The 15992-nt window shown below is 40.5% G+C and carries 9 protein-coding genes; 4 read left to right on the forward strand and 5 right to left on the reverse strand.

Translation table 11 applies throughout. From position 1 onward, the window contains the following. The first annotated feature begins 206 nt into the window (after positions 1–206). Together EGC86_RS05580 and EGC86_RS05585 are read left to right on the forward strand one after the other, a co-directional pair. Positions 207–986: a hypothetical protein gene (locus tag EGC86_RS05580; protein WP_011636922.1), complete on the forward strand. Its 780-nt coding sequence runs from the start codon at positions 207–209 to the stop codon at positions 984–986. Between the two features lie 550 nt (positions 987–1536). Next, positions 1537–1989, forward strand: coding sequence for a DUF4878 domain-containing protein (locus EGC86_RS05585; RefSeq protein ID WP_123776898.1), 453 nt, complete (start codon positions 1537–1539; stop codon positions 1987–1989). 1032 nt (positions 1990–3021) lie between these two features. On the opposite strand, the gene hrpA is transcribed toward EGC86_RS05585, so the two are convergent. The 3 genes from hrpA to EGC86_RS05600 form a co-directional block, all read right to left on the reverse strand. After that, positions 3022–6897 (reverse strand): ATP-dependent RNA helicase HrpA, encoded by a 3876-nt coding sequence (gene hrpA / locus EGC86_RS05590; RefSeq protein WP_123776899.1) that lies wholly within the window; start codon positions 6895–6897, stop codon positions 3022–3024. A gap of 77 nt (positions 6898–6974) precedes the next feature. Next, a complete protein-coding gene (locus tag EGC86_RS05595; RefSeq protein WP_011636919.1) occupies positions 6975–7391 on the reverse strand; it encodes a CBS domain-containing protein in 417 nt (138 codons plus the stop codon). Between the two features lie 171 nt (positions 7392–7562). Further along, a complete protein-coding gene (locus EGC86_RS05600) occupies positions 7563–8597 on the reverse strand; it encodes an isoaspartyl peptidase/L-asparaginase family protein (protein WP_123776900.1) in 1035 nt (344 codons plus the stop codon). Positions 8598–8785: 188 nt separating this feature from the next. Here EGC86_RS05600 and EGC86_RS05605 point away from each other — a divergent pair, with 188 nt between their 5' ends. Then, on the forward strand, positions 8786–10576 hold the full coding sequence (locus EGC86_RS05605) for an autotransporter assembly complex protein TamA (protein ID WP_123777357.1): 1791 nt from the start codon (positions 8786–8788) through the stop codon (positions 10574–10576). After that, entirely contained in the window at positions 10573–14487 is a 3915-nt protein-coding gene (gene tamB / locus EGC86_RS05610) for an autotransporter assembly complex protein TamB (RefSeq protein WP_123776901.1), read from the forward strand. Before EGC86_RS05605 ends, tamB begins: the two co-directional genes overlap by 4 nt. Positions 14488–14634: 147 nt before the next feature. Here tamB and rplY read toward each other — a convergent pair whose 3' ends face one another. Both rplY and mepK read right to left on the reverse strand, forming a co-directional pair. Beyond that, complete coding sequence (rplY, locus tag EGC86_RS05620) at positions 14635–14922, reverse strand: 50S ribosomal protein L25 (protein ID WP_011636915.1); 288 nt, start codon at positions 14920–14922, stop codon at positions 14635–14637. Positions 14923–15396: 474 nt separating this feature from the next. Continuing rightward, positions 15397–15948 (reverse strand): peptidoglycan L,D-endopeptidase MepK, encoded by a 552-nt coding sequence (mepK, locus tag EGC86_RS05625; RefSeq protein ID WP_059745494.1) that lies wholly within the window; start codon positions 15946–15948, stop codon positions 15397–15399. Between the last annotated feature and the right edge of the window lie 44 nt (positions 15949–15992).

Raw genomic sequence — 15992 nt, forward strand, 5'->3', positions numbered from 1 at the left:
TTTGATAAACATCATGGCTCAAATGTTTAATGATTTATCAACAAAACGACTTATTATTCAACGACAGCCGCGATAACATACGCTAAGATATAGAATCATTTTGATGAAGTTTTATTGCAACGATTTACTCCAGCATCAAAATAACTTTTAGCCATTGTCGTTTGGCTATATTTACCATGAGATATGAAAGATAAAATGGAACCTTTATGTCCTTAATTTTGGTATTAATTCTTATTGGTGCATTATTATTGCTGATTATCGGCTTTAGTATTGTCCAACAACAAAAAGAGCGAGCAGAAGCTGAACGTCGAGTAGAAGCATCTCGCCAGCGCGCCATCATAGATGAAACTGATGCCGTATTATCCAACACTGGCATGACCCCATCTTCTAGCCACATTATGTTAGTACTATATCGACGCATTCAAGATGCTTTAGAACAATCTGTTGTCCATGCATCAGGTCAATTAAAATCGGATTATGAGCGTCGCCTAGGTGACATTAAAATGCAAATAGCCACAGTGTCTAATTCACCAAGCCAAGTCCCTGCGATTGAGAACTTTCGTTTACCTGATAATGATAGGCAAGTTTTAGAATTAGTAAAAACACTTAAGAAGCTCAAAGCCATTTTACGTGCTGAACATAACAAGGGAAAAGTGGATCCGTCTATTTTTGCACAAGAAGAAATGCGTATCGACAATCTGCAATTAAGAATTAATGTTGATTCTATGATTAGCCGAGCTCGTGCAGCTTGCTTTATGAAGCAGTACGGTTCTAGTAAACAAATGGTCACAAAAGCATTAAACACGCTCCACACGATTAAAGCGCAGACGCCCAATGATCCTTTTATTGCTCGTAAAGTCGATGAAGCTAAGCAGTTACTCGATGAAATCATGGGTGCTCAAAAACACAGTGAACCGAGTGCACCAAAACCGAAAAAAGAAGGTGATGATCTTGATATGTTGTTTCAGCCAAAAAAGAAATGGTAAGTATCTTTATCTTCACTAACTAAAAAAACCAAGTCTCATTAAGAGGCTTGGTTTTTTTACACACAAAATCCATTTTATATAAAATCTGCGTTATTTTTTAACCACACACAAAAAGTGTAAAAATACAGTGGGTTAGTATAATTACTCTCGTTCGTCAACACAGTTGTCCACAGAATCTGTGGATAACATTTTTAGCCAATTCTTATCACTATGTATAGTAGCTATAATGAATCGGTATGAGCACACGCTATATCGGTCTCTGTATAACTATCGTGTGTCGGTATCGTTAACTTATGACATGTCATTTTGATCGCGTCAAGCCATTACGATCAAAAGCACCCTGTTTTGTCGTTAATCGAACAAATAATAGCTTATCAGCAAACTCAATTGAACCATTGATACTTTCAATATATTACAAAATATGAGCATTTAAGGCTCTACGTTACAATTTTTGATAATGATATTATTTAAATCGAGCCTATCCTTGTAAGCTATAGCATAAATCGAGATACTAGATAAAAATAATAATATCAGCTGTAAAAAGAGCCTTATGTTAAAAATGAATTCCATTAAAGTATTGCCTGTACTTCTACTGTTCATTCTCACCGCTTGCGGACATTCAGATGAGTTTGGTCAACCTCAACTCACACCAGAACAAGTTTCTTTGGGGTTCTTCGAAGCTATTTATGTCGATCGTGATGTCGAGAAAGCTAAAAAGTTTGTCGCACCTGACATCCAAGAAATTATGGACCATTATCATATTGCATCAGCGGTACAACGACATGTATTAGGCTTATCCATGAAACAGGTGACGATGTCTATTGATGAAATTGATATCGACTTCTTCCGAAAATTTACCGACGACGTTACTGTCATCGTTAAAATGCAAGGATTAAAAGGTGGAAGAAATTGGATTGATGATCGAACCATTCGTCTGCATAAACAAGGTAATACCTGGGTGATTGTTGAAATATTACCCGAAAAAGGTCGTATTGAAGGTTAGTATTGAGTCAAAGCATATTACCAAACTTAGCTAGTTTTAGTTTAGTCATGATGGAAGATCAAAACAATTATCACTGATTACAGATATACACCGCTATGCGATATGTTTAAGTATTATTGAAAAAACCGATTATTAGCAATAACCAATAAAAATAGCAGCCTAAGCTGCTATTTTTATTTTTTTGTCGGAGTATTTAATGCAACAACTAAGTTGTCAAAGCATTAATCAGCTCGTTCAATCGTCTTATTCTTCGTCAGAAGGTAAAGACTCTAACACGTCATCTTTCACTTGATAGTAAGCGTTTTCGTATTCATGAACTTCCATAATAACTCCAATCTTTTAGGTCGTTTTGTAGGTGTAGGCCTGTCTTTTTATAAACAACAACACGATATTGAATCCTTAATACTGACGACATCGTGTTAATGCTGGGGGGATGACATTTGCCTTACAGAGAGAAGAGTACCAATCACTTTCTTCTTGGCGCTAAGTATATCAATAGTCAGATCACTTTCAAACCACAATTACGAAAAACTTTCAGTTCTGTTTTGCGGATAGTCTAAATGTGTCTTTAAATTGAGGTTTTGCACTAAAAAACAGAAAGTCTTTCAGAAATTACAACATGCTCGACGTGACAACGTACTAACGTATTGCGACACAAGTCGACGGATCCATTGCTGCTGTTAAGGCTAAATGCCGATGACAATGCCTCTATTACAGCAACTCAAACTCTATAGTTCTGATTATTTATTGAAAGAATAATGCCCTTAAAAGACGAAGCACAACATAATGAAGCACCTGAGAGCTTCACTCAAAAATAACGCCCTGCACCCATCCTGCACTATCAAAGCATTTAACACATACAGCTAAGCTTTTGGCTTAGAATTAATAGTTAAAGCTGATGAGTTCTTAGGAAATGACAGGTCTTACAGACATCAGTAGAAAATGAATCAATTTAGGATAATAAAAAACCGACATCACCTAAGTGATATCGGTTGTATTAACATCGTCATGCGATAGAGCAACGTGCCAAGGTTACACTTGACTGATAGAACTCAATACTCGCTTTTCTGAAATAGGATAAGCGGTACCTAATACCTGAGCAAAACAAGATACTCGGTACTCTTCTATCATCCAGCGAGCTTCAATTAGTGCTTCTGGGACCGGTTGTGAACGTGGCACTTTCGCTAACTGAGCCGTTAACGCCTCTTGTACTTTTGCAATACTGTGCATGTGTAATCGATCGCGTGTAGGGTCAACAGGTAGCTTATCGAGTCTATTTTCAATGGCTTTTAAATAACGAACAACATCCGTTAACCGTTGCCAGCCACAGTCTTCGACAAATCCTTTATAAACAAGACTATCAAGCTGAGTTTGAATATCACTCATTGCAAATGCAATATCTAAACTAATTTTGCCTTTAAGACGTTTTTTAATACGTTGATAAATTGTCAAAATTTGTTCTACATTTAGCGCAATATTCTCTGCTGTTGGGTTGAGCTCTTGGCGAACCCACTCTTTTGCTTGTTCGAACTGCTGCTCGTTACGAATATCTAGTTGCTTTTGATCTAACAACTGCTGTACCGCTGCATTAATTATATCTTCGATTAATATCTGCACTTGTCCAAATGGATTAAAGTACATCGCTAGCTTCGCTTTATTAGGCAAAGCTTGTTGTAAATGTTTCACTGGCGAAGGTATGTTAATCAACAGTAATCGGCGCAACCCTACTCGATGATGACGTTTTGCTTCATGTTCATCATCAAATAACTTAATCGCCACATCGGTTTTATTATCAATTAATGCCGGATACGCTTTAACTTCGTAATTACCTTTGCGCTGCTGATATTGAGCGGGTAAATCGCCAAATGACCATGTGGTTATTGCCTCTTGCTCAATGCCTTTGTCTGCCACTTTACGTATTGCTTTAGCAACAACACCTTGCAGTTGACCTTTTAACAGCTCTAAATCACGACCTTGGGCGACTAAACGACCATGGTCATCCTCAATCTTAAAGTTCATCTTAAGATGTTCTGTCAGTTGAGTTACATCAAAGTCGTCAGCTGAAATGCGTACACCGCTCATGCGCAGTAACTGTTTACACATGGTATCAAGCATCGATAACTCAAACGGCTTCATCGCTTGATAACATGCCCGAGCATAATCTGGTGCGGGAACGAAATTACGACGTAGATTTTTAGGCAAGGATTTAATCAGTGCAATCAGTTTTTCTTGTCGCAACCCAGGCACGAGCCAATCAAAGTCACTGTCATCAATTTGATTAATCAGTGCAACAGGAATATGCACAGATACGCCGTCATCAACACTACCCGGTTCAAAATGATAACTGACAGTTAAGCCGAGATTACCTTTATGCCATATTTCTGGAAAATCGAGCGCTGATATATGATCGGCACTACGCTGCATTAATAATGCTTGGCTGTAATCGAGTAAGTCAGGCGTTTGTTGACGCGCTTTTTTCCACCAGGCAAAAAACAGTGGTCCATTATAAATGCCAGCTGGTATTAGCGGTTCGTAAAAATCCACCAACACTTGCTCATCGACCAAAATATCTCGGCGGCGAGATTTATGTTCTAGCGACTCTATGTCATTAAGCAATTTTTGGTTATTAACAAAAAACGTTTCTTTCGTCTGTAACTGCCCTTCGGCTAAAGCACTACGCACAAAAATATCTCGAGCTTCTATAGGGTCAATCGGCCCATATTGTACTCGACGGCGATTGACTATGGTCAAGCCATAAAGAACTTGGTTCTCAAGTGCTATAACGCTTGCCGCTTTGGCTTCAAAATGCGGTTCTAGATAATTCTTTTTCACGAGATGAGATGCGAGCGATTCTAACCATTCAGGATCTATTTTGGCGCAACAACGCGCAAACAAACGTGAGGTTTCAGTCAGCTCAGCAGCCATTATCCACTTAGGCCCCTTTTTCGCTAAAGGCGATCCCGGAAATACAAAGAATTTACGGTTACGCGCCCCTAGATACTCGTTGTTCTCGCCTTTAAAACCAACATGACTTAACAAGCCTGATAATAATGCTCTATGTAATTGTTCGTAACTGGCTGCACTGTCATTAATACGCCATTTCAATTCATGGACGGCTTGTTTCACTTGAGTGTATAAATCTTGCCATTCACGTACGCGTAAATACGCGAGATATTCGTCACGACATTGTTTTCTAAACTGACTGGCTGATAGCTCATGCTTTTGATCTTTTACGTGATCCCATAACTTTACCCAGCTGGCAAAGTCTGAATCTTTATCAGCATAACGGCGATGACACTCGTCTGCTGCTTGTTTCTTTTCTGCGGGACGTTCACGCGGATCTTGAATCGACAAACCTGCAGTAATCACTAATGCTTCGTGTAAACAACCCAATTTGTTCGCTTCAATAACCATTCGGGCTAAACGCGGATCGAGTGGAATTTTCGCTAAATCTTTGCCTAAAGGCGTTAACACTAGGTCATTACCAGACTTTTTAACTGCTTGTAATTCTTCAAGCAATAAAAAACCGTCTCGAATGTGTTTTTGATCCGGTGGTTGAATAAATGGAAATCCGCCAATGTCACCTAATCCAATCGCCAACATGTGCAAAATCACTGAAGCAAGATTGGTTCGTAATATTTCAGGATCGGTAAATTCAGGGCGCTGAATAAAATCCATTTCATCGTAAAGTCGAATACAAATACCCGGTCCTACACGACCACAACGTCCTTGACGTTGATTTGCACTGGCTTGCGATATGGGCTCTATCGGTAAACGCTGTACTTTCGTACGGTAACTATAACGGCTTATACGAGCAGTACCAGGGTCGATAACATAACGGATCCCAGGTACGGTTAATGACGTTTCGGCAACGTTGGTGGCTAATACGATACGGCGGCCAATGTGGCTTTTAAAGACTTTAGATTGTTCACCATAAGAAAGACGCGCGTATAGTGGTAAAACCTCAGTATCGCGATATTGCTGTTTATTGAGTAAATCTGCGGTATCGCGAATTTCGCGCTCACCATTCATAAATATCAATATGTCGCCAGGACCCGCGGCCATTAACTCTTCTACGGCAGCAAAAATACCATCGCTGACATCTAAATCAGCATCAGTGTTGCGCACTAAAGGACGATAACGCGTTTCAACTTCAAAAGTACGCCCAGACACTTCAATAACAGGTGCGTTATTAAAGTGTTTTGAAAAGCGATCTACATCAATGGTAGCTGAAGTAATAATAACTTTTAAATCAGGACGCTTCTTTAATACCTGCTTCAGATATCCCAATATAAAATCAATGTTTAAGCTGCGCTCATGCGCTTCATCAATAATAATCGCATCATATTGGTTGAGAAATCGATCCGAGGTGAGTTCGGCGAGTAAAATACCGTCGGTCATCAGTTTAATGTAACTGTTGTCGCTCATGGCATCAGCAAAACGAACTTTAAAGCCAACAACTTCGCCTAATGGGCTGTTAAGTTCATCAGCAATACGGTTCGCAACACTTCGAGCAGCAAGACGACGAGGCTGAGTATGGCCAATTAAGCCTCTCGTTCCTAATCCCAATTCAAGACAGATTTTAGGTAACTGAGTGGTTTTACCAGACCCAGTCTCCCCCGCCACAATCACCACTTGATTATTGGCAATAGCAGAGGCTATATCGTCACGTTTTTGCGACACAGGCAGTTCATCTGGATAACTGATAATAGGTCTAGACTGCAAGCGCTGTTGCGCTTTTTGATAGGCTTGTTGCGCAGCTTCAGTTAACTGAGCTAACGTTTGGGATTTTTTTTCAGACTCGGCTTCTTTATTGACACGATACAAACGACGACGAATTTTAGCAGCATCGGTTTGATAACAAAGATTGAGATACGCCTTAGATAGCGGGTGAAGGTCCGAATTCAAATCTGATTCCCTTGCTTACATCAAAAAAAGCGATCCTAGCAAGGAAAACAGCAGAATGGTATTGATTTTAACGATTGTTAAGCTGGAGATAAGTAACACTGTTGCATATAAATATTCATCGCCTTAAGCACATTGGTCCGATTAATCGTCCCAATGACTTTTCCGGCACTCAATACAGGATAAATTTTCGGCTTCGCACCCAACATTTGTTCAGCGAGTTCTAAAATACTGTCATCCGGCGCGACCGTCAACACGGGGCTTTTCATGCAATCTGCCACTGTACTGGTCATATCACAGTGGTAGCTACTTTTTAACATCACTGACAAGCAATCTTGTTGGGATAAGAACCCCACTAACTTTCCAACACTATCCACCACTGGCGCGCCGCTCTTATTACTTTCGAGTAATTTTTCAACCGCTATTGCCAGTGACATATCTGCGGTTAACAGTATCGGACGTCTATCCATGTGATCTTTAATTTTTATTGAATCCATAAAGCCCCCTAAATGCACGCTAATTGACTACGTGCTTAATAAATCTCGTTAATCAATTCTTAATGAATCAACATTCGAGTACTGACTTAATTTAAGTTTAGTCAATAATGGCTCAGTGGATAGAAAATAAAACCGATTGTATTAATCGGTACTTATTATCACAGCTAGAACTTACTTATCACGCCAGATCATGATTGTTGCAGCTTGGCCTTGGCTTCGAGTGGCACGATACATACCTTCGGTATTAAATGGCGTTGCGATATTGCCACGCTGATCAATCGCTATCACACCTCCAGTTCCACCAGCTGATATTAAGCGTTGATTAATGACTTCATCAGCCGCTTGAATAATCGATAATTGTTGGTATTTAACTTTGGCGCATATGTCACCCGCCACCTGATAACGAATAAAATACTCACCGTGCCCAGTTGCAGATACCGCACATACGCCATTTTCAGCATACGTTCCAGCGCCAATGACTGGAGAATCACCAATACGACCAAAACGTTTTGCTGTCATGCCGCCGGTTGACGTCCCTGCAGCAAGGTTACCTTGCTTATCAAGTGCAACAGCACCCACTGTGCCATATTTATAATTGGCGGTTAACTGTTCCACTGACGCCTGATAATCATCGCCGTTATTTTGCTCGGCTTCAATGATACTCGCTTTAGCATCAAGTAACTGCGCATAACGATGTGGGGTATCAAAATGACTGTTGGGCACTAAACTAAATTGTTGGGTTAACGCAAATTCTTCTGCCCCTTGTCCGTAAAGCATCACATGGGGTGATTTTTCCATTACCTTTCTAGCCAAATCAATCGGGTTTTTAATATGTTTAACCCCAGCGACGGCACCTGCATTCATAGTGTTACCGTCCATAACTGAGGCATCAAGTTCATGTCCACCATCAAAAGTATAAACAGCGCCAACCCCAGCATTAAATAATGGGCTATTTTCTAACACATTTATCGCAGATTGAACCGCATCGAGGCTGTCGCCGCCTTTATCTAACACTTTATATCCGGCATCAACTGCCTGTTTAAGTTTGTCGCGAATGGCTTTCTCTTGCTCAGGGCTCAGGCTAGCAGCTGAAATAGTGCCGGCGCCGCCATGGATTGCTATAGCAAAAGGTGTATCGTCTTTAGCAAAACAGGTATTCGACGTTAAGCTTAAACATAGCGCTATCGTTAAATATAATTTATTCATGTTAGAAAAGTCCTTGAAGGTGGTTTATCTTTGTAACCATTTCTACTTGTAATTTCAATCATATCCTTGCGACTTTTATACTTTGTAGCGACAATGGTCATCATCATCAATTTTGGAAAAGTTAGCTTAACTTGTCGACAAAACGCCTTAAAATTAGCCAGTTTCTATTACTTTCGTTGACCTTACTGATGTCAGGCTTGGTGCTGGCCGACGAAAATTGGTTAACGATTAACGTTACCGGCGTGCCGAAAAAAATTGAAAAGAACATTTTTGCCCATTTAGGCACATTGCCAGATAACGATGTTCAGCGCCGAGCATTTTTATTTACAGTTGACGATAACACCCATGATGCGCTCGAATCCATGGGCTATTACCATGCAATTTTAAATATTGATGTTAGAGAGAATGATAAAGGCCCTTGGGAGTTAAGCCTCAATATAACGCCAGGTGAACCGGTCATTATTCAGTGGGTAGATATCCATTTTCAAGGTGAAATGCTCCAAGATAATACTTTCTCGTTGTGGCTAAATAGTCTGAAAATAAAACCTGGTGATACCTTAAACCATGGTGTCTATGATTCGATAAAATCACAATTAGTCACGTTAGCACTGGCAAGAGGATATTTTGATGGTCAATATACCAAATCAGAAATCAACATTAACCGTGACTTAAATACCGCCCAAATTAACCTACAGTTTAACTCGGGTAAGCGCTATTTATTTGGTGATGTTCACTTTGAAGGCAGTACTCTCAATAATGATGTTGTCGAAGCCTTAATTCCTTTTGATGCTGATGCGCCTTACGCCACACAGCTATTAACTGAGTTTAATCGCAATTTATTAGATACAGGTTACTTTAGTAATATCAAAGTATTACCACAACTAAACAAAATTGATACTGGTGTAGTGCCGATTAAAGTTGAGCTAAGCCCGCGGCCTAGTCATCTTATTGAAGTCGGTTTAGGCGCAGATATTGGAAATAGTACAGAAAACAGTGTCGATCCTCGTGTGCGAGTCACTTGGCGAACGCCGCAAATCAATCGCTATGGCCATTATCAAGAAACCAGTGCTGAGTGGTCACCTGAGCGGCCTAAGATTTTAACCACTTATACTATTCCGTTAACCCACCCTTTAGATGATCAACTGAAAATAAAACTTGGCTTATTACGCGACACCTATGGTGTTACCCAAGATTACGACGCTGATAAACGCCAATTTAATAATACCGGGCAATTAGAGTCTAAAAAGTATCTTGTTGGGTTAACGCGTCAAAGGCGCTCTAAAAGTAATTGGTTACATGGATATTCAATTGAATCCGTGAGAGAGTTTTATAATCAGCTCGATACAGATTACGACCCACGTTTTTATTTGTTGGGTTTCAACCTCACCAAAACTGTCCGTGGCGACAACACGCTCGATCCCAAATCAGGCTATCGTCAAACTTACAGTGTTGAATACGCCGACCCGTCCCTGGGCTCAACTATCCGTCTGGCCCGTTTACAAGCCCGATTTAAATGGGTAGATACAATATTCGATAAGCATCGTTTTGTTGCCCGGGTGGATTTAGGTGCTAATATTGCTGACAAAAACGATATGGCTAATATACCGCCATCGTTACGATATTTTGCCGGTGGCGACCAAAGCATACGAGGTTACAGTTACCAAGAATTAGGCCCCTATATTGACTACACCAACAGTGAAGGCGGCTTATCTCGACAGGTTGTCGGTGGGCGCTACTTGGCGATTGGCAGTGTTGAATATCAATATTATCTTACCCCGACATGGCGAGTTGCCACCTTTGTCGATGCTGGTAATGCTTTTGATACACAACAGTTTGAACCGGTAGTATCGGTTGGTGGAGGATTACACTGGATATCACCTATTGGCCCGATTCGAATGGACCTAGGTTTTGGCTTAAAAGAAACCGAGACAGTTGCACGTTCATATCGTTTCCATTTAACCATGGGAACTGATTTATGATAGATAAACATACCGAGCAAAGTACTTTGCAACATAATGAGCAAAACGCTCAGTCAGAAGAATCACTCAAACCAAGTAATAAAAAAGCACCTAAATCAACCAGTCTATCTGCAAGGATTTGGCGCAGCATTAAGCTTTATACCCGAATACTGATTTATGTCCCATTGGTATTATTGATGTTGTTTGCCATCATCATGGGCACCCCATTTGGCAGTAAAATGGGGGTGATGTTCGTCAATCAATTTATCAGTGATATCGATGTTGAATATGCTTCTGGCACCTTAAACAGTGATATCACGCTGCAGCACTTGTCATGGTCAATGCCTGGGATTAGCGTCGAAGCTGATGATTTAACATTGGAGTGGGTGCCAACATGCCTGATTAACAAGCAACTTTGTGTCACAAATCTGCTCGCATCAAGTATTGATGTGAACATTATCACTGATAATATTCCTGTAACCGAAAACACCACTGACACGGATGCTACTAACCAACCTTTTACCGAGCTTGAATTACCCATTGGCATTAATATCAGCCACGCCCAATTGGCCAATATTGATGTAGATGTGAATGGTATGACTTTTTATGCCGACAATTTAAAGACTCAAGCTATCTGGAATAGCGCTGGCCTTGTGGTTGAATCTCTCACCAGCCAGGGGTTAATCGTCAACATTCCAGATGCAACATCAACAAGCCAAACACGTTCTCAACCAAATAATAAAGCAACAAACCAAACAGCCGATCCCAAAGAAACTTCATGGCCATTGGCTAACTTACCACAGGTATTTATGCCTTTCCCTGTCAATGTTAGACAGTTTAATGCCACCGACAGTCAGCTCATTATCGGCCAGCGCAACGACCATTTTAGCCATATCGCGTTAGCGGCCAGTTTTCGTCAATTTCAACTTGGAATAACCCAACTAGACATTCAACATGATGATGGTGATATTAGCGTTATCGGTGATATTAGTTTACATGAGCACTACCCACTGACATTAAAGCTACTAGCCAATGTCGAAAACCTGCCTGAGTTGCCAGGGCTTCAACAGCAACAACTCCGTGTAGATCTTACCCAAGACTTAAGCCAATTAAATATCAACGCCATCGCTAAAGGCGATAGCCATTTCAATCTTACAGCAGACATTAATCTCACCTCGCCGGCGCTTGAATACCAAGTAACACTTACCGATGCTGCTTTGCAATGGCCGTTAAAAAACCCCCAGTACACCAGCAACATTACCCACTTTACCAGTGAAGGTAATATAAAAGACCAAGTGGCGCAGTTTGAAGGGCAACTGACAACACCTTACCACCCTACTTTGGCGGTTATTGCAGATGTTGTTAACCACAATCAAAAGTTGACCATCAATAAGCTCAATTTACAATCAATCGCGGGCAACCTAGATCTAACTGGGCAGCTATCATATAAAGATGACTTAACCTGGCAAGCCAATGTGCTTACCAACGACATTCAGTTGCAATATATTGATTATATTAATCAGCAAAATCCGATCAAAAGTAAATTCAGTGGCCATTTTAATAGCACGGGCAGCATTGCCGATAAGCAATGGCAAGTGGCCATTCAAGACGCCAATTTAACCGGTCGTTTAAATGGTTACCCGCTGAACTTACAAGGCGAGATTGCATTAAATCAAGATTTTGCGATAAACGCGACAAACCTGCAGGCCAATGCCCTTGGCGCTCAATTAATCATTAATGGTCAAGCCGACAAAACATGGGACATCGATGCCGAACTTAGCGTTCCCGATGTCAGTCAGTGGCTAAAAGGCGGCCGCGGTAATATTTTTGCAAAAGTTGATGTTACGGGTAATAGTGCCGACCCAATTGTGGATATTAATGCGCAAATCAGTCAATTCAGTTACCAAGGAAGTAAAATTGACAGCCTTGACTTGCTGGCGAATTATCGACCTTATACACAGCATCAATATCGGATAGAACTGCGTAATAACAATCTTGTATGGGACAGCTATAAGCTGACAGATATCGCATTCGTCAGTGAAGGCAATCAACATCAACAACAAAGCAAACTCAATACTCAAGGTGATGTGGTCATCAATACTCAAATGACCAGTAGTAGTAATATTGATAAACAACAGTTCAATGCCACATTAACAGAATTCAATATCAGTAATGCTCTTGGACAATGGCAACAAGATAAACACATAACCGCAAGCTGGGATCAACTCAATAATCGTGGCAGTGTGAGCCGTTTTTGCTTAGTGCATCCACACAATAAATTGTGCTTAATCAATGATGTTAATTTAGGTCACACTGGCCAGGCTAATATTACTTTTACCGGTAATCCCGGCAAAACATTGGCACCTGTGTTGTCTAAAAAAATCACCTGGAGCGGTGAAGCAGCGCTAACAACTCAAGTTAATTGGGCTAAAGGTAAAAAGCCTACTGCAAATGTTCAGTTTACGCTTTTACCGGGAAATATTAAGCTAAGTCGAGCCAAAAACAACACTATCAGCATCGACTACCAGCAGTTACTATTTCAAGCATCGCTTGATGAAAAACAAATTAATAGTTCATTGAGTTTTGATTCGTCCGGCATAGCAAGTTGGCAAAGTCAGCTGAGTGTCAACATCACGCCCGATCGCACCTTACTAGGTACGATTAATGTTAATGAGCTTAATCTGGCGCCTTTTGGAGAGTTCTTCCCAAGGTTAGAAACCTTAGAAGGCATGTTGTCCAGTCGATTAAATTTATCCGGCACTCTTATGGACCCGAGTGTCTCGGGTAATATTAAACTCAGTGACGGTGCATTTGCCTTATCCACTAACCCAACATTAATCGATAAACTGTACTTGTCACTGGCTCTAGAAGGCCAACAAGGACAACTCAATGGCCAATGGCATATGGGTGACGGACAAGTGAGTACGACAGGTACCCTCGCTTGGCCACAAGGAAAGTTTAGTGGTGACATTGATGTCAAAGGTGAAAATTTAGCAGTAATTCAACCGCCAATGGCAATATTAAATGTCTCTCCAGATATTAATATGACCTTTGATGAGCAACTGTTTGCGATAAAAGGCAAAGTTGACGTGCCATCAGGACAAATAAAAATTACACAGTTAGCAGAAGGAGGCGTTGCGGTATCGAACGATGTGGTATTTAACGATTCAGTGTCTGAACAAACCGTTAAAACCAGTCCTTATGCCGTTACAGCCGATTTAAATATCAGTGTAGGTAAACGTCTTACTATTGATGGTATGGGTCTTAAAGGAAGGCTAGAAGGCGATCTGATACTAAAACAACAAGCTTTTAAGCCGCCCATGTTATTTGGTGATATTAAAGTCAACAAAGGGACTTATAAGTTTATGGGACAAACCTTAAGTATTAACACTGGTGAAGTCCAATTTATTGGCCCGACAGAATTACCAAACCTAAATATAGAAGCGACTAGAGACATTAAAGAGAGTGATATCACCGCCGGTGTTCGAGTCACGGGTACCCCAATGCGTCCAGTGGTTACCTTATTCTCTAATCCAGCAAAAGAGCAAGCTGAAGTGCTTTCTTATATTTTGACGGGTAAAGGCTTTACCAGTACAACCAACCAACAAAGTAACTCACTAATGATGGGCGCCGCCCTCAGTTTAGGCTCACAATTTGATGGTGGAGCAATGAATAGCATTGGCAGTACTGCAACGGGTCTAATTGAAAAATTTGGATTTTCAAATGTACAACTTGATACTAATGATGACGGTAAAGTGGCCGTAAGTGGGTATATAGGTGAAGACTTAATGATTAAATATGGCGTGGGAGTATTTAACCCAGGTTATGAAATGACTGTGCGGTATTATTTGTTTTCACAATTATATTTAGAAAGCGTGTCGAGCACCTTAAGTCAATCACTTGATATCTACTATAGCTTCGAAATCGATTAGCATTTGGCATTTGGCATTTGGCATTTGGCATTTGGCATTTGGCATTTGGCATTTGGCATTTGGCATTTGGCATTATAAGAATAAATTTAGTGATAAAAATCAGCCATAAAAAAAGCGCCCTAAGGCGCTTTTTTTTCACATTTGCGATTAAGCAAACATGAAGTCAATGTGTTCAACCAATTGCTTGAATGCGTGACGTTGGATAGCTTTTACACGAACTTTAACTTCTTTACCTTCAATAGAAACGGTTAAGTCAGTTGTGTAAAAGTCATCATTTAACTGGATGTTAATGATGTCTTTGTGTTCAAACTTGATTGATACAGGCTCTTTACCTGGACCATAAATTACTGCAGGAACTTTACCGGCATGACGTAGGCGGCGGCTCGAACCTTTCCCGATTTCTGTGCGGGTTACTGCGTTGATTGTGTAAGACATTAGTCACTCACTTAATAATTAATAAAGTATGAAGGCGTCATCATTTTCGACCAACGATGACTCAAATAAAGCGCGCGGATATTACCACAGCCATTATCAACCCACAAGAAGATATACCAATCCTATTAAATATGTGATCTTTCAGCGGGAGTTCAATGTGCTATAGGCAGATTATTGAAACGAATAGTGATGCTCGGTAACAAGCTCCTGCGTTATTCTGCCATCAACACCTGACCGCCATGGATGGTGGGAATATTTTATTTTTTATAGAAAAAATAGACCATGGCGTAGTATTTTGAAAGCATCTAACGAAGCATAAAGTACTTTGAAACCCACCAGAATGGAATCTTTCAGGTATTCCACTTCTGTGTTGCATCGATTTAAAAGGGAACAACCATTTCTACATCAATGCGCCTTGAATTGAAAAACCTGAGAGACTCTGAACTGACTAGATATTAATGAGATTAGTATTAATTAACCCCAACGCCTCACAGGCCCACAATCAATATGCACAAACCCATCTCGAGGATAAAATCCTACACCACCCAACTTAAGCGACTCAGCAGCATCGCGTAAGTGTTTAGTTTTCACTCCGGGTAAAGCAATATCCATCGCCATCCCTTTCATGTGATAACTTTTCTTGGCTACCCCGTTGCTGCGAGAAGCGAGCATTTGATTTGTTTTTGGTGAACGATAAGCTGAAATAACATGGATTTCATCTTGATTATCTAATGTAGCCTGTAATTTATACAAATATTCAAATAATCTTTTATCAATCGGTGCGGCTACATTCTGACGATGATCACGTAATACTTGGTTAAATTCAGTCAATGTTTCCGATTGATATTGACCATCAACCCAAAAACTTCCCTGGCTTCTCTCACCGGTGTGCAAGTTATAAAAACGTAAATCTTTAACACCAATAGTAGAACGACTTGCTTGCGCGGTATTAGGTAACAGAGTTACCACTGCGGCACCGCTTAACCCTAATAATAACTGCCGACGAGTTAGGCACTCTATTGTCATTTATACACCACTTAAATTATCTAAATTACGATACTTATCGACTT

Origin of the sequence: Shewanella frigidimarina (assembly GCF_003797125.1) — a bacterium.
GTDB classification, from domain to species: Bacteria; Pseudomonadota; Gammaproteobacteria; order Enterobacterales; family Shewanellaceae; genus Shewanella; species Shewanella frigidimarina.